Raw genomic sequence first — 21,924 nt, 5'->3', positions numbered from 1 at the left:
GGGATGGCGTCATACAACGTGCTAGTGGAATGCTCTGGAAAGGGCAGCCATAGCGGGTGACAGCCCCGTACACTATAGGAGACGTAGTAATGACTATCGGTTTGGTCGGTAAGAAGGCCGGGATGACCCGCGTCTTTACCGAAGACGGCGCCTCCGTGCCCGTGACCGTGATCGAGGTTGAGCCCAACCGCGTGACTCGCGTCAAGACCGTCGAGAGCGACGGCTACGCCGCGGTTCAGGTGACAACCGGCTCCCGCAAGGCCAAGCACCTCTCCAAGGCCGAGGCAGGTCAGTTTGCCAAGGCAGGTGTCGAGGCCGGTCGTTCGCTGATGGAGTTCCGCCTGGATGCAGGCGTCGAGGCTCCGGAAGTGGGCGGCGAACTCACCGTATCCCTCTTCGAAGCTGGTCAGCAGGTCGACGTGACCGGCACCTCCAAGGGTAAGGGCTTCCAGGGCGCCGTGAAGCGCTGGAACTTCCGCACCCAGGACAACAGCCACGGTAACTCCCTGTCCCACCGTGCCCCCGGTTCCATCGGCATGTGCCAGACCCCGGGTCGCGTGTTCAAGGGCAAGAAGATGGCCGGCCAGCTGGGCAACGCCCGCTGCACCGTCCAGAGCCTGGAAGTCGTCCGCGTCGACGCCGAGCGTAACCTGCTGCTGATCAAGGGTGCCGTGCCCGGCGCCACCGGCAGTGATGTCATCGTGCGCAGCGCCGTCAAAGCAGGCTGAAGGGGAAATTACCGATGAATCTGAATCTTGCAGGTGCAGGCGCCGGTACCGTCGAGCTGTCCGACGCCACCTTTGGCAAAGAATTCAACGAAGCGCTCGTGCACCAGGTCGTCACCGCCTATCTGGCCGGTGGTCGTCAGGGTACCCGCGCCCAGAAGAATCGTTCCGACGTGCGCGGCGGCGGCAAGAAGCCGTGGCGCCAGAAGGGCACCGGTCGTGCCCGCGCCGGTACCATCCGCTCGCCGATCTGGCGTGCCGGCGGCGTGACCTTCGCGGCCCGTCCGCAGGACTACACCCAGAAGGTCAACCGCAAGATGTACCGTGCGGCCATGCGCTCCATCCTCTCCGAGCTGGTGCGTCAGGATCGCCTGGTGGCCGTCGATGCCTTCGGCGTGGACAGCCCCAAGACCAAGCAGCTGGTCGCCAAGCTCAAGGAGCTGGGTCTGGAGAAGGTGCTGATCGTCACCGATGAGGTCGACGAGAACCTGTACCTCGCCGCCCGCAACATCCCCAACGTGGATGTGGTGGACGTCGCTGCCGCCGATCCGGTGAGCCTCGTCGCCTTCGACAAGGTCTTGGCCACCGTCTCCGCCCTGCGCAAATTCGAGGAGAAGCTGGCATGAACCAGGAACGTGTATTCAAGGTGCTGCTGGGCCCGCACGTGACCGAGAAGGCCGCCATGGCCGCCGAGCGCAACCAGTACGTGTTCAAGGTGGCAAGCGACGCGACCAAGCCGGAGATCAAGACCGCCGTGCAGGAGCTGTTCGGCAAGAAGGTCGACCGCGTTCAGGTGCTGAACGTGAAGGGCAAGACCAAGCGCACCGCGCATGGGACCGGTCAGCGCAAGGGTTATCGCAAGGCGTACGTCACCCTGGCCGCCGGCGAGACGCTTGAAGACTTCTCTGGCGCCGAATAAGGGCAGGAGCACGGATCATGGCAATCGTCAAGACTAAACCCACATCCGCCGGTCGTCGCCACGTCGTCAAGATCGTCGGCGAGGAACTGTACAAGGGCCGCGCCTACGCGCCGCTGCTCGAGAAGCAGTCCAAGTCCGGTGGCCGTAACAACAACGGTCGCATCACCACCCGCCACGTGGGCGGTGGTCACCGTCATCACTATCGGATCATCGACTTCAAGCGCAACAAGGATGGCGTTCCCGCCGTCGTCGAGCGCCTGGAGCATGACCCGAACCGCAGCGCCCACATCGCGCTGCTGAAGTACCTGGACGGCGAGCGCCGCTACATCATCGCCCCGCGCGGTGTGAAGGCCGGCGACCGTCTCGAGTCCGGCGTGAACGCGCAGATCCGCAAGGGCAACGCCCTGCCGCTGCGCAACATCCCGCTGGGTTCCACCGTGCACTGCATCGAGCTCAAGCCCGGCAAGGGCGCCCAGCTCGCACGCAGCGCCGGCACCAGCGCTCAGCTGGTCGCCCGTGAAGGCAACTACGCCACCCTGCGTCTGCGCTCCGGCGAGATGCGCAAGGTGCTGGCCGAGTGCCGCGCGACCCTGGGTGAGGTGAGCAACTCCGAGCACAGCCTGCGTCAGCTTGGCAAGGCCGGTGCGAAGCGCTGGAGAGGCGTGCGCCCGACGGTTCGCGGCGTGGCCATGAACCCGGTGGATCACCCGCACGGCGGTGGTGAAGGCCGCACCAGCGGTGGTCGTCACCCGGTGTCTCCGTGGGGTATGCCCACCAAGGGCCACAAGACCCGCAAGAACAAGCGCACCGACAAGCTGATCGTCCGTCGCCGCAAGGCCCGGAAGTAAGATCCCACGCCAAGATATCAAGAGGTAACGGCTGTGCCACGTTCACTGAAGAAAGGTCCCTTTATCGACCTTCATCTGCTGAAGAAGGTTGAGACTGCAGTGGAGAAGAACGACCGCAAACCGATCAAGACCTGGTCGCGTCGTTCCATGATCCTGCCCAACATGGTCGGGCTCACCATTGCGGTCCATAACGGTCGCCAACACGTCCCGGTGCACGTCTCCGAGGAAATGGTTGGCCACAAGCTGGGCGAATTCGCTGCTACCCGCACCTATCGCGGCCACGCGGCGGACAAGAAAGCCAAACGGTAAGCCGAGAGAGGATTAGAGATGGAAGTCACAGCAAAGCTGCGTGGCGCTCGTTTATCCGCCCAGAAGGCCCGTTTGGTGGCTGACCAGGTGCGCGGTAAGCCGGTCGCCGAGGCGCTCGACCTGCTGACCTTCTCCCCGAAGAAGGCGGCCAAGCTGGTCAAGAAAGTGCTGCAGTCCGCCATCGCGAACGCGGAAGAAAACAACGGCATGGATATCGACGAGCTGCGTGTCTCGACCATCTGCGTCGATGAGGGCATGACGCTCAAGCGCATCCGTCCGCGCGCCAAGGGCCGTGCGGATCGCATTCTGAAGCGCACCTGCCACATCACCGTCAAGGTAGCCGAGAAGTAGGAGTCGACCAGATGGGTCAGAAAGTCAATCCGACAGGCATTCGCCTGGGCATCGTCAAGGACCATGGCTCGGTCTGGTACGCCGAGCGTGGCGCCTATGCCGACAAGCTGAACAACGACCTCGAAGTGCGTCGCTTCCTGGAAGAGCGTCTGAAGAACGCCTCCGTGAGCAAGATCACCATCGAGCGTCCGGCCAACAACGCCCGCATCACCATTCACACCGCCCGTCCGGGCATCGTGATCGGCAAGAAGGGCGAGGACGTCGACAAGCTGCGTCGTGACGTCACTCAGATGATGGGCGTGCCGGTGCACGTCAACATCGAGGAAGTCCGCAAGCCGGAGCTGGACGCCCAGCTCGTCGCGCAGAACATCGCCGGCCAGCTCGAGCGTCGCGTCATGTTCCGTCGCGCCATGAAGCGCGCCGTCCAGAACGCCATGCGCCTGGGCGCCGGCGGTATCAAGGTGCAGCTCTCCGGCCGTCTCGGCGGCGCCGAGATCGCGCGCACCGAGTGGTACCGCGAGGGTCGCGTTCCGCTGCACACCCTGCGTGCGGACATCGACTACGCCACCTACGAGGCCAAGACCACCTACGGCATCATCGGTGTCAAGGTCTGGGTCTTCAAGGGTGAAATCCTCGGGGGCATCGAGGAGGTCCGTGCCAAGGCCAAGCAGCCGCAGGGTGCGCCCTCCAAGAAGAAAGGTTCCAGGTAAGGGGAGAGCGAGTCGATGTTACAACCCAAGCGTATGAAGTTCCGCAAGGTGCAGAAGGGCCGCAATCGTGGCCTGGCGCATCGCGGAAGCAAGGTGAGCTTCGGCGAGTACGGCCTGAAGGCCACCGGTCGCGGCCGCGTCACCGCTCGCCAGATCGAAGCCGGTCGTCGTGCCATCACCCGTCACGTCAAGCGGGGCGGCAAGATCTGGATCCGTGTCTTCCCCGACAAGCCGATTTCCAAGAAGCCGCTGGAAGTCCGGATGGGTAAGGGTAAGGGCTCCGTCGAGTACTGGGTCGCGCAGATCCAGCCCGGCCGTGTCCTGTACGAGATCGAAGGCGTTTCCGAGGAGCTGGCCCGCGAGGCGTTCGCCCTGGCTGCCCAGAAGTTCCCGGTCTCCACCACCTTTGTGAAACGGACGGTGATGTGATGAAAGCCCAGGAAATTCGTGAAAAGTCAGCCGAGCAGCTCCAGGAGCAGCTCATCGAACTCCTCCGCGAGCAGTTCAACCTGCGCATGCAGAAGGCCACCGGCCAGCTCAGCCAGACTCATCTGCTCAAGCAGGTTCGTCGGGATATCGCCCGCGTGAAGACTGTGCTCAACGAGAAGGCAGGTGTCTGAGATGGCCGAAGAAAAGAAAGCCCGTACGCTCACCGGCAAGGTGGTGAGCGACAAGATGGACAAGTCCATCGTCGTGATGATCGAGCGTCGTGAGCGCCACCCGATCTACGGCAAGTACGTCAAGCGCTCCACCAAGCTGCACGCCCATGACGAGGCGAACCAGGCCAAGGCCGGCGATACGGTATCCATCCAGGAGTCCCGTCCGCTGTCCAAGAAGAAGGCCTGGACCCTGGTCGAAGTCGTCGAACAGGCCAAGGGTTGATCGGCAAACGCCAGTCGAACCAGTGCAGTCAGTTTAGGTTTGGAGAAAACCGATGATTCAGACTCAGACAATGCTGGATGTCGCCGACAACAGCGGGGCGCGCCGGGTGCAGTGCATCAAGGTGCTGGGCGGTTCTCACCGCCGTTACGCCCGCGTCGGCGACATCATCAAGGTCACGGTGAAGGAAGCCATCCCGCGTGGCAAGGTCAAGAAGGGCCAGGTCCTCAAGGCGGTGGTGGTTCGCACCCGCAGCGGTGTCCGTCGCAACGACGGCTCGCTGATCCGCTTCGATGGGAATGCGGCGGTTCTGTTGAACAACACCAACGAGCAGCCGATCGGTACCCGGATCTTCGGTCCGGTGACCCGTGAGCTTCGGACGGAGAAGTTCATGAAGATCATTTCCTTGGCGCCTGAAGTGCTGTAAGGAGCGAGGCGGATATGCAAAAGATCAAACGTGACGACGAAGTCGTCGTCATCGCCGGCAAGGACAAGGGCAAGCGTGGCACCGTGAAGCGCGTCCTCAAGGACGACCGCTACATCGTGTCCGGTGTGAACATGATCAAGCGTCACACCAAGCCCAACCCCATGGCGGGACAGCAGGGCGGTATCGTCGAGCGCGAGGCTCCGATTCACGCGTCCAACGTGGCCATCTTCAACCAGGAGACCGGTAAGGCGGATCGCGTCGGCTTCCAGGTTCAGGAAGACGGTACCAAGGTACGTATCTACAAGTCGACGCAAGCGCAGATCGACGCCTAACGCGAGTCGGGTAGCAAAATGGCGAACTTGAAAGAACGTTATCAAAACGAGGTGGTGGCTCAGCTCAAAGAGCAGTTCAGCTACGCCAACGTGATGCAGGTGCCCCGGATCACCAAGGTGACCCTGAACATGGGCATCGGCGATGCGACCAGCGACAAGAAGCTGATCGAGAATGCCATCGGCGACCTGGAGAAGCTCTCCGGTCAGAAGCCGCTGGTGACCAAGGCGCGCAAGTCCATCGCGGGCTTCAAGGTGCGTGAAGGCTGGCCGATCGGGATCAAGGTGACCCTGCGCTCCGAGCGCATGTGGGACTTCCTCGATCGCCTGGTGAATATCGCGATCCCCCGCGTTCGTGACTTCCGTGGTCTCAACCCGAAGTCCTTCGACGGTCGTGGCAACTACTCCATGGGGGTGCGTGAGCAGATCATCTTCCCGGAGATCGAGTATGATAAGATCGACCGGATCCGTGGTCTGGATGTCACCATCACCACCACCGCCAACACCGATGAAGAAGGTCGTGCGCTGCTGAGCGCGCTGAACTTCCCGTTCAAGAAATAAGGGTGGGATCATGGCAAAGAAAAGCATGGTAGAGCGTGAAGCGAAGCGCGCGAAGCTGGTGGACAAGTACGCCGCCAAGCGCGCGGCGCTCAAGGCGATCATCCAGGACGTGAACGCTTCCGACGAAGAGCGCTTCGATGCGCAGCTCAAGCTGCAGCAGCTGCCGCGTGACTCCAGCCCGGTGCGCCAGCGCAACCGCTGCCGCGTCACCGGCCGTCCGCACGGCTACTACAACAAGTTCGGCCTCGGCCGCAACAAGCTGCGTGAAGCCGCCATGCGTGGCGACGTGCCCGGGCTCAAGAAGTCCAGCTGGTAACGCCACGTAGAATCATCAGGAGCGCAACGTAAATGAGCATGCAAGACACTCTGGCGGATATGTTCACCCGTATCCGCAATGCGCAGATGGCCACCAAGGAGACGGTTTCCATGCCGTCCTCCAAGCTCAAGGTCGAGGTGGCCCGCGTGCTGAAGGAAGAGGGCTATGTCACCGACTTCGCGGTCAGCGAAACGGCCAAGCCCGAACTGACCGTGACCCTCAAGTACTTCGAGGGCAAGCCGGTCATCGAGCATCTGCAGCGGGTCTCCAAGCCTTCCCTGCGCAGCTACAAGGGCAAGGATTCCCTGCCCAAGGTTGCCGAAGGCCTGGGTATCGCGATCGTCACCACCTCCCAGGGTGTGATGACCGACCGTGCGGCCCGCCAGGCCGGTGTCGGTGGTGAAGTCATCTGCACCGTATTCTAGGAGTTTGGAATGTCCCGCGTAGCCAAATATCCGGTAAAACTGCCCGCCGGCGTCGAGCTCAAGCTCGACGGCGACCAGCTGTCCGTCAAGGGCGGCCAGGGCACGCTGTCCATGACCGTGCATCCCGACGTGGTGATCGCCCAGGAGGAGGGTCAGGTGACCTTCCAGCCGAGCGAGAGCGCCAAGAGCTGGGCCATGGTCGGCACCACCCGTGCCCTGGTCCAGAACCTGGTCACCGGTGTCTCCGAGGGCTTCACCAAGTCGCTCGAAATCAATGGCGTCGGTTATCGTGCCCAGGCCAAGGGCCAGACGCTGAACCTGACACTGGGCTTCTCCCACCCGGTCGACTACGAACTGCCTGAAGGTGTCACGGCGGAAACGCCGAAGAACACCACCATCGTGCTCAAGAGCGCGGACAAGCAGAAGCTCGGCCAGGTTGCCGCGGAAATCCGCGCCTTCCGTCCGCCCGAGCCCTACAAGGGCAAGGGTATCCGGTACGGCGACGAGCAGGTCCGCCGCAAAGAAGCCAAGAAGAAGTAAGGCAGGGTTATGAACGCGAAGAAAGAATCTCGTCTCCGTCGTGCCCGCCGCGCTCGCGCCAAGATCCGCGAGCTGGGCGTGTATCGCCTGTGCGTCAACCGTACCCCGCGCCACATCTATGCGCAGATCATCTCGCCGGATGGTGGCAAGGTCCTGGCCAGCGCCTCCACGCTGGACAAGGCCCTGCGCGAGGGTGCGACCGGCAACGTCGACGCCGCCTCCAAGGTGGGCGCACTGATTGCCGAGCGCGCCAAGCAGGCTGGCATCACCCAGGTGGCCTTCGATCGTGCCGGTTTCAAGTACCACGGTCGCGTCAAGGCCCTGGCCGACGCCGCTCGTGAAGGCGGCCTGGAATTCTAAAGGGTTTTACGATGGCGAAGAACGAACAGCAAAGCGGCGATCTGCAGGAAAAGCTCGTGCAGGTCAACCGTGTCGCCAAGGTGGTCAAGGGTGGCCGGATCTTCGGTTTCACCGCCCTGACCGTCGTGGGCGACGGTAACGGTCGTGTCGGCTTCGGCCGCGGCAAGGCCCGCGAGGTCCCGGTGGCGATCCAGAAGGCCATGGACCAGGCGCGTCGCAACATGGTCAAGGTCAACCTCAAGGGCGGCACCCTGCAGTACCCGGTCAAGGCCCGTCACGGCGCCTCCAAGGTGTACATGCAGCCGGCCTCCGAGGGTACCGGCATCATCGCCGGCGGTGCCATGCGCTCCGTGCTGGAGCTGGCCGGCGTCCATGACGTCCTGGCCAAGTGCTACGGCTCCACCAACCCGGTGAACGTGGTGCGGGCGACCGTCAACGGTCTGGCCTCCCTGCAGTCGCCGGAAGACGTGGCCGCCAAGCGTGGCCTGCCTGTCGAAGCGATCACGGGGTGAGTACCATGGCAGCAACGATCAAGGTTACCCAGACCCGCAGCACCATCGGCGTGCTGGCCAAGCACAAGGCCACCATGAAGGGCCTCGGCCTGCGCCGCATCGGTCACACGGTCGAACTGGAAGACACCCCTGCCGTTCGCGGCATGATCCACAAGGTCAACTACCTTGTGCGTGTTGAGGGAGAGTAATCCATGAAACTCAATAGCCTGAGCCCGGCACCGGGCTCCAAGCACGCCGAGAAGCGCGTCGGCCGTGGCATCGGCTCCGGTCTGGGCAAGACCGGCGGCCGTGGCCACAAGGGTCTCAAGTCGCGCAGCGGCGGCAGCGTGAAGCCCGGCTTCGAGGGCGGTCAGATGCCCCTGCAGCGTCGTCTGCCGAAGTTCGGCTTCACCTCCGCGAAGTCGCTGGTCTCCGAGGAAGTCCGCCTGGCCGAGCTGGGCCGGGTCGAGGGCGACGAGGTCACCCTGGACACCCTCAAGCAGGCCAACGTGCTCAAGGACGCCACGCAGCATGCCAAGGTGATCCTTTCCGGCGATCTGAACAAGGCGGTCACCGTCCGCGGTCTCAAGGTCACCAAGGGTGCCCGTGCCGCGATCGAAGCCGCCGGCGGCAAGGTAGAGGACTAAATGGCCAAGTCAGGAAACATGCCGGCGATGGGCAGCGGTCTGGGTGAACTCTGGGCGCGTCTGCGCTTCGTGCTCCTCGCCATCGTGGTCTACCGTATCGGTGCCCACATCCCCGTCCCCGGTATCAATCCTGACCAGCTTGCTGCCTTGTTCAGGGAGCAGCAGGGCACCATCCTGGGCATGTTCAACATGTTCTCGGGCGGTGCCCTGGAGCGCATGAGCATCCTCGCCCTGGGCATCATGCCCTACATCTCGGCGTCGATCATCATGCAGCTGCTGACCGCCGTCTCGCCGCAGCTCGAGCAGCTGAAGAAGGAAGGTGAGGCCGGCCGTCGCAAGATCAGCCAGTACACGCGCTACGGCACCGTGCTCCTGGCCCTCGTCCAGGCCACCGGCATGTCCGTGGGCCTGGCGAGTCAAGGCATCGCCTACACGGCCGACTTCAGCTTTTATTTCACCGCCATCGTCACCTTCGTGTGCGGGGCGGTGTTCCTGATGTGGCTGGGCGAACAGATCACCGAGAAGGGCATCGGCAACGGCATCTCGCTGCTGATCTTCTCGGGCATCGTCGCCGGTCTGCCGGGCGCCGTGGGCCAGGCCTTCGAGCTGGCCCGCAACGAGGGCGCCTGGAACGTGCTGCCGCTGCTGGCGTTGTCCGTCCTGGGCATCGCCACCGTGGCCTTCGTGGTGTTCATCGAGCGCGGCCAGCGCCGCATCACGGTGAACTATCCGCGTCGCCAGGTCGGCAACAAGATGTACGCCGGGCAGAGCAGCTACCTGCCGCTCAAGGTCAACATGGCGGGCGTGATTCCGGCGATCTTCGCCTCGAGCATCCTGCTGTTCCCGGCCTCGCTGGGTCAGTGGGTCGGCGCCGGGGATGGCATGGAGTGGCTGCAGCGAGCGTCTCAGGCCCTGGGGCCGGGGCAGCCGCTGTACATCTTGCTTTTCGCGGCAGCGGTGGTATTCTTCTGCTTCTTTTACACAGCGCTGGTCTTCAATCCCAAGGATGTCGCCGACAACCTCAAGAAGTCGGGGGCCTTCCTGCCGGGCATCCGCCCCGGCGAGCAGACCGCTCGCTATGTCGACAAGGTCATGACCCGTCTGACCCTGTTCGGTGCCCTCTACATCACTGCCGTTTCCCTGATGCCCCAGTTCCTGATCGTGGCCTGGAACGTGCCGTTCTTCTTCGGCGGTACCTCCCTGCTGATCGTCGTGGTGGTCATCATGGACTTCATGGCTCAGGTGCAGTCGCACCTCATGTCGCACCAGTACGAGTCGGTGATGAAGAAGTCCAACCTGAAAGGCTACGGCAGCGGCGGCATCATGCGCTGAAGGCGCCGCAGGCCGAATTGGAGAGAACGATGAAAGTTCGAGCTTCCGTGAAGAAAATGTGCCGTAACTGCAAGATCATTCGTCGCAATGGCGCCGTGCGCGTCATCTGTAGCGAGCCGCGGCACAAGCAGCGCCAGGGCTGATCCTGACGCTGTCATGAACCGGGTGCCGGCATGCCCCTTGCCCTCTCGTGGGGAAAGGGGTATGCTGTTGCGCCTTTTGTAGATGACCAATCGAGCAAGCCGCTCAAATTTCGGAGTAAGCTGATGGCCCGTATTGCAGGCGTCAATATCCCGGACAACAAGCATGCGGCGATCTCGCTGACCTATATCTTCGGGATTGGCCGTACTCGCGCTCAGGATATCTGTGTCGCGGCCGGCATTGCGCCGACCACCAAGATCCAGGACCTGTCCTCTGAGGAAGTGGACACCCTGCGTTCCGAAGTCGGCAAGTACACCGTTGAAGGCGATCTTCGTCGTGATGTGACGCTGAACATCAAGCGTCTCATGGACCTGGGTTGCTATCGTGGTCTGCGTCATCGTCGTGGTCTGCCGCTGAACGGTCAGCGGACCAAGACCAACGCGCGTACCCGCAAGGGCCCGCGTAAGCCGATTCGCAAATAACACGCACGTTCTGCGTAACGACAGGAATTGACATCAACATGGCTAACCCGCGTAGCAACCGTAAGAAGGTTAAAAAGCAGGTAGTGGATGCCGTCGCGCATATCCACGCCTCTTTTAACAACACGATCATTACGATCACAGACCGCCAGGGCAACGCGCTCTCCTGGGCGACTGCCGGTGGTTCGGGTTTTCGTGGTTCTCGCAAGAGCACCCCGTTCGCTGCTCAAGTGGCAAGCGAACGTGCAGCGACCGCTGCAGCCGAGTATGGTGTGAAAAACGTCGACGTGCTGGTCAAAGGCCCCGGTCCGGGCCGTGAATCCGCCGTGCGTGCACTGAATGCCGCCGGCTTCCGCGTGCAGAGCATCACCGACGCGACGCCCATTCCCCACAATGGCTGCCGTCCGCCGAAGAAACGCCGCGTTTAAGGAGACAGATTCATGGCTCGTTATATTGGACCGAAGTGCAAACTGTCTCGTCGTGAAGGCACCGACCTCTTCCTGAAGAGCGGTGTCACTCCCTTCGAGAAGAAGTGCAAATCCGAGCAGATCCCGGGTGTGCACGGCCAGCGTCGTCAGCGGATTTCCGACTACGGCTTGCAGCTTCGCGAGAAGCAGAAAGTACGCCGCATGTACGGCGTGCTCGAGAAGCAGTTCCGCAACTACTACAAGGAAGCGGCCCGCCTGAAGGGCGCGACCGGCGAGCTGTTGCTGCAGCTTCTCGAATCCCGACTGGACAACGTCGTCTACCGCATGGGCTTCGGCGCCACGCGTGCCGAGGCACGCCAGCTGGTCAGCCACAAGGCCATCGCCGTCAACGGCAAGACCGTCAACGTGGCGTCCTACCAGGTCAAGCCGGGTGACGTGGTCTCCGTTCGCGAGAAGGCCAAGAACCAGGCCCGTATCCAGAACGCCCTGGGCATCGCCGCCAACCGCGGCGACGTGGCCTGGGTCGAGACCGACGCCAAGAAGATGGAAGGCACTTTCAAGGCTCTGCCTGAGCGCGGCGACCTGTCTGCCGACATCAATGAGCAACTGATCGTCGAGCTGTACTCGAAGTAATCCACGGCCAGGCCGTGCCGCCCTCCGGCGACGGGGGGCGGTCTTCACTACCGAGTATCCGTTTGGCAGCCTGAAAGGTATTCATCATGCAGCGTTCAGTGACAGAGTTTCTCCGTCCTCGCGACATCAAGGTCGAAGAGATCAGCACAGATCACGCGAAGATCGTGCTCGAGCCTTTCGAGCGGGGCTTCGGCCACACTCTGGGCAATGCACTGCGTCGCATCCTGCTCTCGTCCATGCCCGGCTGTGCCGTGGTGGAGGCCGAGATCGCCGGGGTCGACCACGAGTACAGCGCGATCGAGGGCGTCCAGGAAGATGTCATCGAAATCCTCCTGAACCTCAAGGACGTGGCGATCAAGATGCACAGCCGCGACGAGGCGGTGCTCTCGCTGAACAAGCAGGGCCCGGCCGTCGTGACCGCAGGTGACATCGCGCTCGACCATGACGTCGAGATCGTCAACCCCGAGCACGTCATCGCCCACGTCAACGAGGGTGCCGAGCTGAAGATGCAGCTCAAGGTGGCCCGCGGCCGTGGTTACGAGCCGGCGGACGCCCGCACCGACGCCGACGACGAGTCTCGTGCCATCGGCCGTCTGCAGCTGGATGCGACCTTCAGCCCCGTGCGTCGGGTCTCCTACTCGGTCGAGGCCGCGCGTGTCGAGCAGCGTACCGACCTCGACAAGCTGATCCTCGACCTGCAGACCGACGGCACCCTGGATCCGGAGGAGGCCATCCGTCGCAGCGCGACCATCCTGCAGGAGCAGCTGGCCGCGTTCGTCGACCTGGAGGCCGACAAGGAACAGGAAGTGGAGGAGGAAGAGGATCATATCGATCCGATCCTGCTGCGCCCCGTAGACGATCTCGAGTTGACCGTCCGCAGCGCCAACTGCCTGAAGGCCGAGAACATCTACTACATCGGGGACCTGATCCAGCGCACCGAGGTGGAGCTGCTGAAGACCCCGAACCTCGGCAAGAAGTCCCTGAACGAGATCAAGGACGTGTTGGCCGCCCGTGGTCTGTCCCTGGGCATGCGGCTGGAAAACTGGCCCCCCGCTAGCCTGAAGGACGACAAGGCCTCCGCGTGAGCGTCGACTCGAGTCCCAGTTTGGTAAGGAATCACAACCATGCGTCATCGTAAGAGTGGTCGTCACCTGAATCGTACCAGCTCGCACCGTCAGGCCATGTTCAAGAACATGTGCGTGTCGCTGGTCGAGCACGAAGTGATCAAGACAACCCTGCCCAAGGCCAAGGAGCTGCGTCGTCATATCGAGCCGCTGATCACCCTGGCCAAGCAGGACAGCGTCGCCAATCGTCGCCTGGCCTTCAGCCGCACCCGCTCCAAGGAAGCGGTCGGCAAGCTCTTCAACGAGCTGGGCCCGCGTTACGCCGAGCGTCCGGGCGGCTACGTCCGTGTGCTCAAGTGCGGCTACCGCACCGGCGACAACGCCCCCATGGCCTACGTCGAACTGGTCGACCGTCCGGTCGTCGAGGAAGCCGCCGAGGACTGATCCTCGCCCGGCCTTCCCGGTCCGACACCCCAAACCGGCTCCCTGCAGGGAGCCGGTTTTTTTTCGCCCGGCTCTCGCAGGCGGCGTGGCCCCGCCTCTGATCTGGGTCAATTTGAAGTCGACAAAAAATAATAACATCTACAATCAACCAAAGTATCACGCTGATAAGTGGAATGATGAACACCCGTGTGATTTACTCAACGCATCGGTCGGTCGTGGGGCTTCGCGCGCCCGCCGATCGCTGACCGCATGCAGGGTCGAGAGACACCGAGATGTTGCGTGTGCCAATACAACCAACAACGTGCATGACGTGAGGATTCCATGAAGACGATGTTCCCCTCGAAAGTCGCCGTGTTCGCCTCCCTGGCCGCGCTGGTCGCCAGTTCCGCGACCCTGGCCGACACCACCCGGATTCGCTTCCATACCTTCTACGGCACCGAGATGGACGAGATCGCCGAGAAGATGCAGGACCAGGTGCGCGAGGCCAGCGACGGCGAACTGCGCATCCACTACTTCCGCGGCGGCGAGCTGGTGGACAGCGACCAGTTCGTCGATGCCGTTTCCCGCGGCTCCATCGACGTCGCCTACGGCGTGGGCAGCTACTGGCCCGGCCAGGTCGACCTGGGCAACATCGAGGCCGGCCTGCCGGGGGCCTGGACCAGCACCGAGGAGGCGCGGACCATCTTCGAGGACAAGGGGCTCAACGAGCTCCTCGAGGACGCCTACGCCGAGAAGGGCGTGGTGCTGCTCGGCCATGGCTACGGCAGCAACTATGACCTGCTGACCAAGGAGCCGGTCTCCAGCCTGGAAGACCTGCAGTCGATGAAGATCCGCGCCACCGGCCAGATGGCCCGGGTGCTGCAGGCCTTCGACATTCCCACCGTCTACCTGCCTGCCCAGGAGCTCTACGTCGGGCTGTCCACCGGGGTGATCGACGGCGCCATCTACGGCGGGCCCGTGGAGTACGAGCAGCTCAAGCTCAACGAGGCCGCCGAGCACTACACCTTCCTGAACATGCTCAATCCCGGCTGGACCGAGACCGCCATCGTCAACGAGTCCACCTGGGAGGAGCTGTCCGAAGAGCACCGCGACATCCTGCGCGACGCCGTGGAGCAGTACGCCAGCGACATCCACGCCTGGCTCGAGGAGGGCAACCAGCGGATCATCGAGGAGGGCGAGATGTTCGAGTTCGCCTCGCTGCCCGAGGAGGATTCCCGGCGCCTGACCGAAGCCGCCCAGGTCGTCTGGCAGGAGGAGGCCGAGAAGTCCGAGCGTAACGCCCGGGCCATCGAGATCCTGGTCGAGAATGCCAAGGAACAGGGGCGTCTGTAGTGAGCAAGGTGAGCCGCTATCTGGTGGCCCAGGATGGCCTGTCCGACTGGGTCGGGCGGGTCGTCTCCTGGCTGACCATCGCGTTGATCGGCGTGCTGCTGTTCGAGATCGTCTCCCGCTACTTCCTGAACTCGCCGACGATCTGGGGCCATGAGCTGTCGACCATGTTCTACGGCGCCCTGTGCATCCTGGCGGGCAGCTATACGCTGCGTCATCACGGCCATGTGCGCAGCGAGGTGATCTACGGCCTGATGCCGCCCCGCCTCAAGGCCTTCTGTGACCTGGTGGTGTTCGGCCTGGCGCTGCTGGTGCTCGCCGTCTTCTTCCGCCTGGCGGTGGACTTCGCCTACGAGTCCTGGCGCACCGGCGAGTTTTCCAACATGAGCGTCTGGCAGCCGCCGCTGTATCCGATCAAGTCCACCATCCCCCTCGGGGTCGGCCTGCTGATGCTGCAGACCCTCGCCGAACTGGTGCGCGCCCTGCTGCGCCTGCTCGGCGTCGACTACGACGATCCGCGCGACGACGACTGATCCCCGACGGCGCCGCGCCCCGCCGGGCGCGGCCTCCCTCGCTATCACCGACATGCCCGGCATGTCCCGACAAGGTTTCCCCTTATGGCTGGATTGGAGCCTCTGACGATAACCGCCATCATGTTCGCCTCCATGCTGGTGCTGATGGCCATGGGCGCCCCCCTGACCTTCGCCCTGATGATCTCGGGCATGGGCAGCGCCTTCCTGATGTTCGGTCCCGGCGGGCTCGACCTGCTGCTGGCCTCGGCGTACGGCGCCATGGACAACTTCCTGCTGGTGTCCCTGCCGCTGTTCATCTTCATGGGGCTGGTGCTGGAGCGCTCCGGCATCACCGACGACCTCTTCGAGATGATCCACAAGCTGATGGGCGGGGTGCCCGGCGGCCTGGGCGTCGGCACGGTGCTGGTGTGCGCGCTGATCGCCGCCATGGCCGGGGTCTCCGGCGCGGCGACGGTCAGCCTGGGCATCATCGCCCTGCCGGCGATGCTCAAGCGCGGCTACGAGAAGCGTCTGGTGACCGGCACCATCATGGCCGGCGGCGCCCTGGGCTTCCTGATCCCGCCCAGCGTGCTGATGATCATCTACGCCTTCCTGTCCCGGGACTCCGTCGGCAAGCTGTTCGCCGCGGGCCTGGTGCCGGGGCTGATGCTGGCCGGGATCTACATCCTCTATATCCTGGTCCGCTGCCGGCTCCGGCCCGAGATGGGCCCCCCCGCGCCGCCGGAGGAGCGCTACGGTCTGGTCGACCGGCTCAAGGCGCTGCGCTACCTGATCGCGCCGGGCCTGCTGGTCGTCACCGTGCTGGGCTGCATCATCGGGGGCGTGACCTCGCCGTCGGAGGCCTCGGCCATCGGCGCCGCCGGGGCGCTGCTGATCCCGTGGCTGCGGGGGCGTGCCAGCTGGAAGCTGCTGCGCTATGCGATGCTCTCCACCACCAAGATCACCGGCATGCTGCTGTGGATCGCCATCGCCGCGGTCTTCTTCAGCAAGATCTACGTGGGGCTGGGGGCCGGGATGGTGGTCAGCGAGATGATCGAGGACTATGCGCTCTCGCCCTATGCGGTGATCATCGCCATGCTGGCCAGCTACTTCCTGCTGGGGATGTTCCTCGACGACTTCGCGATCATCTTCATCACCGTGCCGCTGTACGTGCCGATCGTCAGCGACCTGGGCTTCGACACCACCTGGTTCGCCGTGCTGTTCATCCTCAGCATGCAGTCGGCCTACCTGACGCCCCCGTTCGGCTACAACCTCTTCTACATGCGCTCGGTGGCGCCCTCGCACATCACCATCGTCGACATCTACCGCTCGGCGTTACCTTTCGTGATGTTGCAGGTCATCGGCCTGGCGCTGATCGTGGCCTTCCCCCAGATCGCCCTCTGGCTGCCCAACCAGCTGTTCTAGGACATCCCGGATCGCGCGACGAGGACGAACGCCGTCCCCCCGGGGGCGGCGTCGTTCGTCGGTCAATCCGGTCCGGCGGGGGCTAGGCCGGCGTACGTGGGGTGGGCTCGGCGGAATGGGCCTGTCGCTCCAGCAGGGGCTTGAGGAAACGCCCCGTGTGGGAGATCTCCTGGCGGGCGATCTGTTCCGGGGTTCCCTCGGCGATGATGCGTCCTCCCCCGGAGCCGCCCTCCGGCCCCAGGTCGATCAGCCAGTCGGCGGTCTTGATCACGTCCAGGTTGTGTTCGATGACCACGATGGTGTTGCCGTGGTCGCGCAGTCGATGGAGCACGGTCAGCAGCTGGCGGATGTCCTCGAAGTGCAGGCCGGTGGTGGGCTCGTCGAGGATGTAGAGCGTCTTGCCGGTATCGCGCTTGGCCAGCTCGCGGGCCAGCTTGACCCGCTGGGCCTCGCCCCCGGACAGGGTGGTGGCGCTCTGCCCCAGCCGGATGTAGGACAGTCCCACGTCCATCAGCGTCTGCAGGCGACGGGCGATGGCCGGCACCGGGGAGAAGAACTCCAGGGCCTCCTCGACGGTCATCTCCAGCACCTCGTGGATGCTCCGGCCCTTGTACTGGACCTCCAGGGTCTCGCGGTTGTAGCGCTTGCCCTTGCAGACGTCGCAGGGCACGTAGATGTCCGGCAGGAAGTGCATCTCCACCTTGATCATGCCCTCGCCCTGGCAGGCCTCGCAGCGGCCTCCCTTGACGTTGAAGGAGAAGCGCCCGGGCTTGTAGCCCCGGGAGCGGGCCTCCTGGGTGCCGGCGAACAGCTCGCGAATGGGCGTGAAGATGCCGGTGTAGGTGGCCGGGTTGGAGCGCGGCGTGCGCCCGATGGGGCTCTGGTCGATGTCGATGACCTTGTCGAGGTGATCCAGCCCGGCGATGTCGTCATGGGCCTCCGGGGTCAGGGTGGTGGCCTTGTTGAGCTCCCGGGCGGCGATCGGCATCAGGGTCGAGTTGATCAGCGTCGACTTGCCGGAGCCGGAGACGCCGGTGACGCAGACGAAGAGGCCCAGCGGCAGGGTCAGGGTGACGTCCTGGAGGTTGTTGCCTCGGGCGCCGGACAGCACCACCTGCTTCTCGGGATTGCCGGGGATCCGCCAGGGCGGCACCTCGATGCGCTTCTCGCCGGAGAGGTACTGGCCGGTGAGCGAGCCCGGCGTGGCCATGATCGCCTCGGGCGTGCCCTGGGCCACCACCCGCCCCCCATGGACCCCGGCGCCCGGGCCGATGTCGAGCACGTGATCGGCGGCGCGGATGGCATCCTCGTCGTGTTCCACCACGATCACGGTGTTGCCCAGGTCGCGTAGGTGCTCGAGGGTCTTCAGCAGCCGGTCGTTGTCGCGCTGATGCAACCCGATGGAGGGCTCGTCGAGGATGTACATCACCCCCACCAGGCCGGCGCCGATCTGGCTCGCCAGGCGGATGCGCTGGGCCTCCCCCCCGGACAGGGTCTCGGCGCTGCGTTCCAGGTTCAGGTAGTCCAGGCCGACGTTGACCAGGAACTCCAGGCGGGCGCGGATCTCGTTGAGGATCTTCTCGGCGATCTCGCCGCGCCGGCCGGGCAGGGTGAGCGCCCGGAAGTAGGCCAGCGCCTCGCCGATCGGCAGGTGCACCACCTCCGGCAGGGGGCGATCGTCGATGTAGACGTGGCGCGACTCCTTGCGCAGTCGCGAGCCCTGGCAGGTCGGGCAGGCCTGGGTGGCGATGTAGCGGGCCAGCTCCTCGCGCACGGAGCTGGACTCGGTCTCCCGGTAGCGGCGCTGCATGTTGGGCAGCACGCCCTCGAAGGGGTGCTGGCGGGTGACCCGCTTGCCACGGTCGTTGACGTAGGAGAAGGCGATGTCGTCGTGGCCGCTGCCGTGCAGGACGATCTCGCGCTCGTGGCGGGCCAGCTCCTGCCAGGGGGTCTCCAGGGTGAAGCGATAGTGATCGGCCACCGACTGGAGCTGATTGAAGTAGTAGACGCTGCGCCGGTCCCAGCCCTTGATCACGCCCTCGGCCAGGGACAGCTCGGGGTGGCTGATGAGCTTCTCCGGGTCGAAATACTGCTGGACGCCCAGGCCGTCGCAGCTCGAGCAGGCCCCGGCAGGATTGTTGAAGGAGAACATGCGCGGCTCGAGCTCGGCGATGGAGTAGCCGCACACCGGGCAGGCGAAGCGCGAGGAGAAGGCGATGTCCTCGTGTTCGCCCTCCATGAAGTGGATCACCGCGGTGCCGTCGGCCAGGCCCAGGGCCGTCTCGAACGACTCGGCGAGGCGCTGGGCCAGCCCCTCGCGGACCTTGATGCGATCCACCACCACGCTGATGTCGTGCTTGCGGTTCTTGTCCAGGGGCGCGAGGTCGTCGAGCTCGAGCACCTGGCCATCGATCATGGCGCGCACGAAGCCCTGGGCGCGCAGCTCGGCGAGCAGCTGCAGGTGCTCGCCCTTGCGACCCCGCACCACCGGGGCCAGCAGCATCAGCTTGCTGCCCTCCGGCAGGGCCAGCACCTGGTCGACCATCTGCGAGATGGTCTGGGCCTCGAGATCCTCGCCGTGTTCCGGGCAGCGGGGGGTGCCGGCCCGGGCATACAGCAGGCGCAGGTAGTCGTAGATCTCGGTGATGGTCCCCACCGTGGAGCGGGGGTTGTGGGAGGTGGACTTCTGCTCGATGGAGATCGCCGGCGACAGCCCCTCGATGTGGTCGACGTCGGGCTTCTCCATCATCGACAGGAACTGGCGGGCATAGGTGGAGAGCGACTCCACGTAGCGTCGCTGGCCTTCGGCGTAGAGGGTGTCGAAGGCCAGCGAGGACTTGCCGGAGCCGGACAGCCCGGTGACCACGATCAGCTTGTCCCGGGGCAGCTCGACGTCGATCTGCTTGAGGTTGTGGGTGCGGGCACCCCTGACCAGAATCCTGTCCATTCCCACCTCGCGGGCCACGGCAAAAGGTCGATTATACGAGCCCCCGCCATGCCCCGGCAAAGCCCCGCCCGGTTGGCGTCGTCGTTCGTGGGGGGCCGTCGACCCGGCCCCGGCGTCCCTCGTCGGATCTGACGGCGATGGCCCTGGTCCGGTGTCGGCTTTCCCTGGGGGGTGGCGAGCCGCTAGAATATGCGGTCCATTCCGGGCCGTCCGGCCCTGCCCACGGAACCGCGATCCGCTATGCGAAAGGTCTCAGGACTGCTGTTAGCCTCCGAGCGTCGTGCCATCACCGGCCTGGCCGGCCTCTATGCCTCGCGCATGCTGGGCCTGTTCATGGTGCTGCCGGTGCTGGCGCTGCATGCCGACGACCTCGCCGGCGCCACCCCGTTGCTGGTGGGCCTGGCGCTCGGCGTCTATGGCCTGACCCAGGCCGCCCTGCAGATTCCCTTCGGGCTGGTGTCCGACCGCATCGGCCGCAAGCCGGTGATCGCGATCGGCCTTCTGCTGTTCATGCTCGGCAGCGTCGTCGCCGCCCAGGCCGAGAGCATCGGCGGCGTCATCCTGGGGCGCTGCCTGCAGGGCAGTGGCGCCGTGGCCGCGGCGATCATGGCCCTGCTCGCCGACCAGACCCGCGAGCAGGTGCGCACCGCCGCCATGGCCACCATCGGGCTGTCGATCGGCGTGGCCTTCGCGGTGGCCATGGTGCTCGGGCCGCTGGTCTCGGCGCGCTTCGGCCTGTCGGGGATCTTCTGGCTCACCGCCGCCCTGTCCCTGCTGGGGCTCGCCGTGCTCTGGAAGCTGGTGCCCCCGGCACCACGCCGCCGGGGCCACCGGGACGTGGGACTCGATCGCGGCCAGCTCAAGGCCATCCTCGGCCGGCTGGATCTGTGGCGCATGGACGCCTCGATCTTCGCCCTGCACCTGATCCTGATGGCGATCTTCGTCGCCGTGCCCTTCCGGCTGGTCGAGGCCGGCTTCGCCGCCGAGGCCCATGGCTGGGTCTACCTGGGCGTGATGGCGCTCGCCTTCGTGGCCATGGTGCCGCTGGTGATCGTCGCCGAGAAGCGGCGCCGCATGAAGGCCATGTGCCTGGGGGCGATCGGCACCATCACCCTGAGCCTCGCCGGCCTGGCGGGGCTGGCCGACGGGGCCTGGGCCCTGCTGGGCTGGCTGCTGGTGTTCTTCGTCGCCTTCAACCTGCTCGAGGCGACCCTGCCCTCCATGCTCAGCAAGCTGGCGCCCGCCGGCGCCAAGGGTACGGCCATGGGCCTCTACTCCACCAGCCAGTTCCTGGGCGCCTTCCTGGGCGGGCTGCTGGGGGGCGCCCTGTCGCAGCAGTGGGGCTTGTCCGCGGTCTTCGTCGGCGCGGCCCTGCTGGGGCTGGCCTGGCTGGTGCTGATGGCCGGCATGGCGCCTCCGCGGCACCTGTCCAGCGAGGTGGTCGCCCTGGACGACAGCCACCATGATGATGCCCTGGACACCCTGATGGAGAAGTTCGCCCAGGTGGCCGGGGTCGAGGACGTCATGGTGGTGCCCGAGGAGCGCCTGGCCTACCTCAAGGTCGACCGCCAGCGCCTGGACGAGCGGGCCCTGGAGTCGTTGATCTCCCCGGGAGAGAAGCGGGACGGTACCTGAACCCGCCGGGTCGTGAGACCATGACACGAGGGCGGCCCCGTCAGCGGGCCGCCGAACCGCAGCATTACGTATTCGAGAAGGAGTCAACCATGGCCCGTGGCGTCAACAAGGTCATCCTCATCGGCAACCTCGGCCAGGATCCGGACGTGCGCTTCACGCCCTCCGGCACCGCGGTGGCCAACCTCAACCTCGCCACCACCGACACCTGGACCGACCGCCAGAGCGGTCAGCGCCAGGAGCGTACCGAATGGCACCGGGTGGTGATGTTCAACAAGCTGGCCGAGATCTCCCAGCAGTACCTGCGCAAGGGGTCGCGGGTCTATGTCGAGGGTCGCCTGCAGACGCGCAAGTGGCAGGACCAGAACGGCCAGGATCGCTACACCACCGAGATCGTCGCCAACGACATGCAGATGCTCGACTCCCGGAGCGGCGGCGAGATGGGCGGCGGCATGCCTCCCCAGGGCGGCAACTTCGGCGGGCAGCCCCAGCAGGGCGGCAACTACGGTGGCCAGCCCCCCCAGCAAGGCGGCGGCTTCGGCGGCCAACCCCAGCAGGGCGGTGGCAACTATGGCCGCGGCCAGCAGCAGCGCCCCGCGCCCCAGCCGGCGCCCAACCAGGGGGGCGGTCAGCAGCAGGGCGGCAACTTCGGGGCCCCGGACCCCGGCAGCTTCGACGACTTCGACGACGAGATCCCGTTCTGACATCGCCCGTCGGCGAG

Annotated in this window: 33 protein-coding genes; 32 read left to right on the top strand and 1 reads right to left on the bottom strand. The window is 64.9% G+C overall.

What is annotated here, in order from left to right:
• Window positions 1-89: 89 nt before the first annotated feature.
• From rplC to BEI_RS16870, 30 genes are all read left to right on the top strand, one after another.
• Window positions 90-728, top strand: a complete 639-nt coding sequence (gene rplC / locus BEI_RS17015; protein WP_097790622.1) for a 50S ribosomal protein L3 — start codon at window positions 90-92, stop codon at window positions 726-728.
• A 14-nt stretch (window positions 729-742) separates the two neighbouring features.
• Window positions 743-1,351: a 50S ribosomal protein L4 gene (gene rplD, locus BEI_RS17010; RefSeq protein WP_097790621.1), complete on the top strand. Its 609-nt coding sequence runs from the start codon at window positions 743-745 to the stop codon at window positions 1,349-1,351.
• Window positions 1,348-1,644, top strand: coding sequence for a 50S ribosomal protein L23 (rplW, locus tag BEI_RS17005; RefSeq protein WP_097790620.1), 297 nt, complete (start codon window positions 1,348-1,350; stop codon window positions 1,642-1,644). Before rplD ends, rplW begins: the two co-directional genes overlap by 4 nt.
• A 17-nt stretch (window positions 1,645-1,661) precedes the next feature.
• Window positions 1,662-2,492 (top strand): 50S ribosomal protein L2, encoded by an 831-nt coding sequence (rplB, locus tag BEI_RS17000; protein WP_097790619.1) that lies wholly within the window; start codon window positions 1,662-1,664, stop codon window positions 2,490-2,492.
• Window positions 2,493-2,525: 33 nt separating this feature from the next.
• Window positions 2,526-2,801, top strand: coding sequence for a 30S ribosomal protein S19 (gene rpsS / locus BEI_RS16995; RefSeq protein WP_072824351.1), 276 nt, complete (start codon window positions 2,526-2,528; stop codon window positions 2,799-2,801).
• 18 nt (window positions 2,802-2,819) lie between these two features.
• Window positions 2,820-3,152 carry a 50S ribosomal protein L22 gene (gene rplV / locus BEI_RS16990; protein ID WP_097790618.1) on the top strand — a complete coding sequence of 111 codons (333 nt, stop codon included), beginning with the start codon at window positions 2,820-2,822 and terminating at the stop codon, window positions 3,150-3,152.
• Between the two features lie 11 nt (window positions 3,153-3,163).
• Complete coding sequence (gene rpsC / locus BEI_RS16985; protein ID WP_097790617.1) at window positions 3,164-3,862, top strand: 30S ribosomal protein S3; 699 nt, start codon at window positions 3,164-3,166, stop codon at window positions 3,860-3,862.
• A gap of 15 nt (window positions 3,863-3,877) precedes the next feature.
• Window positions 3,878-4,291 (top strand): 50S ribosomal protein L16, encoded by a 414-nt coding sequence (rplP, locus tag BEI_RS16980; RefSeq protein WP_071943806.1) that lies wholly within the window; start codon window positions 3,878-3,880, stop codon window positions 4,289-4,291.
• Window positions 4,291-4,482 carry a 50S ribosomal protein L29 gene (gene rpmC, locus BEI_RS16975; RefSeq protein ID WP_097790616.1) on the top strand — a complete coding sequence of 64 codons (192 nt, stop codon included), beginning with the start codon at window positions 4,291-4,293 and terminating at the stop codon, window positions 4,480-4,482. Before rplP ends, rpmC begins: the two co-directional genes overlap by 1 nt.
• A gap of 1 nt (window position 4,483) precedes the next feature.
• Entirely contained in the window at window positions 4,484-4,744 is a 261-nt protein-coding gene (gene rpsQ / locus BEI_RS16970) for a 30S ribosomal protein S17 (RefSeq protein WP_097790615.1), read from the top strand.
• Window positions 4,745-4,796: 52 nt separating this feature from the next.
• Window positions 4,797-5,168 carry a 50S ribosomal protein L14 gene (gene rplN, locus BEI_RS16965; RefSeq protein WP_089688530.1) on the top strand — a complete coding sequence of 124 codons (372 nt, stop codon included), beginning with the start codon at window positions 4,797-4,799 and terminating at the stop codon, window positions 5,166-5,168.
• A gap of 14 nt (window positions 5,169-5,182) precedes the next feature.
• Window positions 5,183-5,500 carry a 50S ribosomal protein L24 gene (rplX, locus tag BEI_RS16960; RefSeq protein WP_097790614.1) on the top strand — a complete coding sequence of 106 codons (318 nt, stop codon included), beginning with the start codon at window positions 5,183-5,185 and terminating at the stop codon, window positions 5,498-5,500.
• 18 nt (window positions 5,501-5,518) lie between these two features.
• Window positions 5,519-6,058 (top strand): 50S ribosomal protein L5, encoded by a 540-nt coding sequence (rplE, locus tag BEI_RS16955; RefSeq protein ID WP_097790613.1) that lies wholly within the window; start codon window positions 5,519-5,521, stop codon window positions 6,056-6,058.
• 10 nt (window positions 6,059-6,068) lie between these two features.
• Window positions 6,069-6,374: a 30S ribosomal protein S14 gene (rpsN, locus tag BEI_RS16950; RefSeq protein WP_097790612.1), complete on the top strand. Its 306-nt coding sequence runs from the start codon at window positions 6,069-6,071 to the stop codon at window positions 6,372-6,374.
• 32 nt (window positions 6,375-6,406) lie between these two features.
• Window positions 6,407-6,799, top strand: a complete 393-nt coding sequence (gene rpsH / locus BEI_RS16945; protein ID WP_097790611.1) for a 30S ribosomal protein S8 — start codon at window positions 6,407-6,409, stop codon at window positions 6,797-6,799.
• Window positions 6,800-6,808: 9 nt separating this feature from the next.
• Window positions 6,809-7,339 (top strand): 50S ribosomal protein L6, encoded by a 531-nt coding sequence (gene rplF / locus BEI_RS16940; protein ID WP_097790610.1) that lies wholly within the window; start codon window positions 6,809-6,811, stop codon window positions 7,337-7,339.
• Between the two features lie 9 nt (window positions 7,340-7,348).
• Complete coding sequence (gene rplR / locus BEI_RS16935; RefSeq protein ID WP_097790609.1) at window positions 7,349-7,699, top strand: 50S ribosomal protein L18; 351 nt, start codon at window positions 7,349-7,351, stop codon at window positions 7,697-7,699.
• An 11-nt stretch (window positions 7,700-7,710) separates the two neighbouring features.
• Window positions 7,711-8,211 carry a 30S ribosomal protein S5 gene (gene rpsE / locus BEI_RS16930; protein WP_097790608.1) on the top strand — a complete coding sequence of 167 codons (501 nt, stop codon included), beginning with the start codon at window positions 7,711-7,713 and terminating at the stop codon, window positions 8,209-8,211.
• Between the two features lie 5 nt (window positions 8,212-8,216).
• Entirely contained in the window at window positions 8,217-8,399 is a 183-nt protein-coding gene (rpmD, locus tag BEI_RS16925; protein ID WP_016419098.1) for a 50S ribosomal protein L30, read from the top strand.
• A 3-nt stretch (window positions 8,400-8,402) separates the two neighbouring features.
• The gene (rplO, locus tag BEI_RS16920; RefSeq protein ID WP_097790607.1) at window positions 8,403-8,837 is read left to right on the top strand and encodes a 50S ribosomal protein L15; all 435 of its coding nucleotides are present in this window, start codon (window positions 8,403-8,405) and stop codon (window positions 8,835-8,837) included.
• Window positions 8,838-10,169 (top strand): preprotein translocase subunit SecY, encoded by a 1,332-nt coding sequence (gene secY / locus BEI_RS16915; protein ID WP_097790606.1) that lies wholly within the window; start codon window positions 8,838-8,840, stop codon window positions 10,167-10,169. It begins immediately after the preceding gene.
• A 29-nt stretch (window positions 10,170-10,198) separates the two neighbouring features.
• Window positions 10,199-10,312 (top strand): 50S ribosomal protein L36, encoded by a 114-nt coding sequence (gene rpmJ / locus BEI_RS16910; RefSeq protein ID WP_008959154.1) that lies wholly within the window; start codon window positions 10,199-10,201, stop codon window positions 10,310-10,312.
• Between the two features lie 123 nt (window positions 10,313-10,435).
• Window positions 10,436-10,792 carry a 30S ribosomal protein S13 gene (gene rpsM / locus BEI_RS16905; protein WP_097790605.1) on the top strand — a complete coding sequence of 119 codons (357 nt, stop codon included), beginning with the start codon at window positions 10,436-10,438 and terminating at the stop codon, window positions 10,790-10,792.
• Between the two features lie 38 nt (window positions 10,793-10,830).
• The gene (gene rpsK, locus BEI_RS16900; protein ID WP_013331014.1) at window positions 10,831-11,217 is read left to right on the top strand and encodes a 30S ribosomal protein S11; all 387 of its coding nucleotides are present in this window, start codon (window positions 10,831-10,833) and stop codon (window positions 11,215-11,217) included.
• 12 nt (window positions 11,218-11,229) lie between these two features.
• Window positions 11,230-11,850, top strand: coding sequence for a 30S ribosomal protein S4 (rpsD, locus tag BEI_RS16895; RefSeq protein WP_097790604.1), 621 nt, complete (start codon window positions 11,230-11,232; stop codon window positions 11,848-11,850).
• 86 nt (window positions 11,851-11,936) lie between these two features.
• Window positions 11,937-12,935: a DNA-directed RNA polymerase subunit alpha gene (locus BEI_RS16890; protein ID WP_097790603.1), complete on the top strand. Its 999-nt coding sequence runs from the start codon at window positions 11,937-11,939 to the stop codon at window positions 12,933-12,935.
• A 39-nt stretch (window positions 12,936-12,974) separates the two neighbouring features.
• On the top strand, window positions 12,975-13,358 hold the full coding sequence (gene rplQ, locus BEI_RS16885; RefSeq protein WP_097790602.1) for a 50S ribosomal protein L17: 384 nt from the start codon (window positions 12,975-12,977) through the stop codon (window positions 13,356-13,358).
• Between the two features lie 321 nt (window positions 13,359-13,679).
• The gene (locus tag BEI_RS16880; protein ID WP_097790601.1) at window positions 13,680-14,690 is read left to right on the top strand and encodes a TRAP transporter substrate-binding protein; all 1,011 of its coding nucleotides are present in this window, start codon (window positions 13,680-13,682) and stop codon (window positions 14,688-14,690) included.
• Complete coding sequence (locus tag BEI_RS16875) at window positions 14,690-15,220, top strand: TRAP transporter small permease subunit (protein WP_097790600.1); 531 nt, start codon at window positions 14,690-14,692, stop codon at window positions 15,218-15,220. Before BEI_RS16880 ends, BEI_RS16875 begins: the two co-directional genes overlap by 1 nt.
• A 120-nt stretch (window positions 15,221-15,340) precedes the next feature.
• Window positions 15,341-16,624, top strand: a complete 1,284-nt coding sequence (locus BEI_RS16870; RefSeq protein WP_227644508.1) for a TRAP transporter large permease — start codon at window positions 15,341-15,343, stop codon at window positions 16,622-16,624.
• Between the two features lie 82 nt (window positions 16,625-16,706).
• On the opposite strand, the gene uvrA is transcribed toward BEI_RS16870, so the two are convergent.
• Window positions 16,707-19,571: an excinuclease ABC subunit UvrA gene (gene uvrA / locus BEI_RS16865; RefSeq protein ID WP_097790598.1), complete on the bottom strand. Its 2,865-nt coding sequence runs from the start codon at window positions 19,569-19,571 to the stop codon at window positions 16,707-16,709.
• Window positions 19,572-19,811: 240 nt separating this feature from the next.
• Here uvrA and BEI_RS16860 point away from each other — a divergent pair, with 240 nt between their 5' ends.
• Window positions 19,812-21,206 (top strand): MFS transporter, encoded by a 1,395-nt coding sequence (locus tag BEI_RS16860; RefSeq protein ID WP_097790597.1) that lies wholly within the window; start codon window positions 19,812-19,814, stop codon window positions 21,204-21,206.
• A gap of 89 nt (window positions 21,207-21,295) precedes the next feature.
• The gene (gene ssb, locus BEI_RS16855) at window positions 21,296-21,907 is read left to right on the top strand and encodes a single-stranded DNA-binding protein (RefSeq protein ID WP_097790596.1); all 612 of its coding nucleotides are present in this window, start codon (window positions 21,296-21,298) and stop codon (window positions 21,905-21,907) included.
• The last annotated feature ends 17 nt before the right edge of the window (window positions 21,908-21,924 follow it).

The organism is Halomonas beimenensis (genome assembly GCF_002549795.1).
Lineage (GTDB): Bacteria > Pseudomonadota > Gammaproteobacteria > Pseudomonadales > Halomonadaceae > Halomonas > Halomonas beimenensis.
This window is presented reverse-complemented; position numbering and strand designations above follow the sequence as displayed.

Coding starts and splice junctions, on each gene's coding strand:
- rplC (WP_097790622.1), top strand. CDS start 90: ATGACTATCGGTTTGGTCGGTAAGAAGGCCGGGATGACCCGCGTCTTT.
- rplD (WP_097790621.1), top strand. CDS start 743: ATGAATCTGAATCTTGCAGGTGCAGGCGCCGGTACCGTCGAGCTGTCC.
- rplW (WP_097790620.1), top strand. CDS start 1,348: ATGAACCAGGAACGTGTATTCAAGGTGCTGCTGGGCCCGCACGTGACC.
- rplB (WP_097790619.1), top strand. CDS start 1,662: ATGGCAATCGTCAAGACTAAACCCACATCCGCCGGTCGTCGCCACGTC.
- rplV (WP_097790618.1), top strand. CDS start 2,820: ATGGAAGTCACAGCAAAGCTGCGTGGCGCTCGTTTATCCGCCCAGAAG.
- rpsC (WP_097790617.1), top strand. CDS start 3,164: ATGGGTCAGAAAGTCAATCCGACAGGCATTCGCCTGGGCATCGTCAAG.
- rplP (WP_071943806.1), top strand. CDS start 3,878: ATGTTACAACCCAAGCGTATGAAGTTCCGCAAGGTGCAGAAGGGCCGC.
- rpmC (WP_097790616.1), top strand. CDS start 4,291: ATGAAAGCCCAGGAAATTCGTGAAAAGTCAGCCGAGCAGCTCCAGGAG.
- rpsQ (WP_097790615.1), top strand. CDS start 4,484: ATGGCCGAAGAAAAGAAAGCCCGTACGCTCACCGGCAAGGTGGTGAGC.
- rplN (WP_089688530.1), top strand. CDS start 4,797: ATGATTCAGACTCAGACAATGCTGGATGTCGCCGACAACAGCGGGGCG.
- rplX (WP_097790614.1), top strand. CDS start 5,183: ATGCAAAAGATCAAACGTGACGACGAAGTCGTCGTCATCGCCGGCAAG.
- rplE (WP_097790613.1), top strand. CDS start 5,519: ATGGCGAACTTGAAAGAACGTTATCAAAACGAGGTGGTGGCTCAGCTC.
- rpsN (WP_097790612.1), top strand. CDS start 6,069: ATGGCAAAGAAAAGCATGGTAGAGCGTGAAGCGAAGCGCGCGAAGCTG.
- rpsH (WP_097790611.1), top strand. CDS start 6,407: ATGAGCATGCAAGACACTCTGGCGGATATGTTCACCCGTATCCGCAAT.
- rplF (WP_097790610.1), top strand. CDS start 6,809: ATGTCCCGCGTAGCCAAATATCCGGTAAAACTGCCCGCCGGCGTCGAG.
- rplR (WP_097790609.1), top strand. CDS start 7,349: ATGAACGCGAAGAAAGAATCTCGTCTCCGTCGTGCCCGCCGCGCTCGC.
- rpsE (WP_097790608.1), top strand. CDS start 7,711: ATGGCGAAGAACGAACAGCAAAGCGGCGATCTGCAGGAAAAGCTCGTG.
- rpmD (WP_016419098.1), top strand. CDS start 8,217: ATGGCAGCAACGATCAAGGTTACCCAGACCCGCAGCACCATCGGCGTG.
- rplO (WP_097790607.1), top strand. CDS start 8,403: ATGAAACTCAATAGCCTGAGCCCGGCACCGGGCTCCAAGCACGCCGAG.
- secY (WP_097790606.1), top strand. CDS start 8,838: ATGGCCAAGTCAGGAAACATGCCGGCGATGGGCAGCGGTCTGGGTGAA.
- rpmJ (WP_008959154.1), top strand. CDS start 10,199: ATGAAAGTTCGAGCTTCCGTGAAGAAAATGTGCCGTAACTGCAAGATC.
- rpsM (WP_097790605.1), top strand. CDS start 10,436: ATGGCCCGTATTGCAGGCGTCAATATCCCGGACAACAAGCATGCGGCG.
- rpsK (WP_013331014.1), top strand. CDS start 10,831: ATGGCTAACCCGCGTAGCAACCGTAAGAAGGTTAAAAAGCAGGTAGTG.
- rpsD (WP_097790604.1), top strand. CDS start 11,230: ATGGCTCGTTATATTGGACCGAAGTGCAAACTGTCTCGTCGTGAAGGC.
- BEI_RS16890 (WP_097790603.1), top strand. CDS start 11,937: ATGCAGCGTTCAGTGACAGAGTTTCTCCGTCCTCGCGACATCAAGGTC.
- rplQ (WP_097790602.1), top strand. CDS start 12,975: ATGCGTCATCGTAAGAGTGGTCGTCACCTGAATCGTACCAGCTCGCAC.
- BEI_RS16880 (WP_097790601.1), top strand. CDS start 13,680: ATGAAGACGATGTTCCCCTCGAAAGTCGCCGTGTTCGCCTCCCTGGCC.
- BEI_RS16870 (WP_227644508.1), top strand. CDS start 15,341: ATGTTCGCCTCCATGCTGGTGCTGATGGCCATGGGCGCCCCCCTGACC.
- uvrA (WP_097790598.1), bottom strand. CDS start 19,571: ATGGACAGGATTCTGGTCAGGGGTGCCCGCACCCACAACCTCAAGCAG.
- BEI_RS16860 (WP_097790597.1), top strand. CDS start 19,812: ATGCGAAAGGTCTCAGGACTGCTGTTAGCCTCCGAGCGTCGTGCCATC.
- ssb (WP_097790596.1), top strand. CDS start 21,296: ATGGCCCGTGGCGTCAACAAGGTCATCCTCATCGGCAACCTCGGCCAG.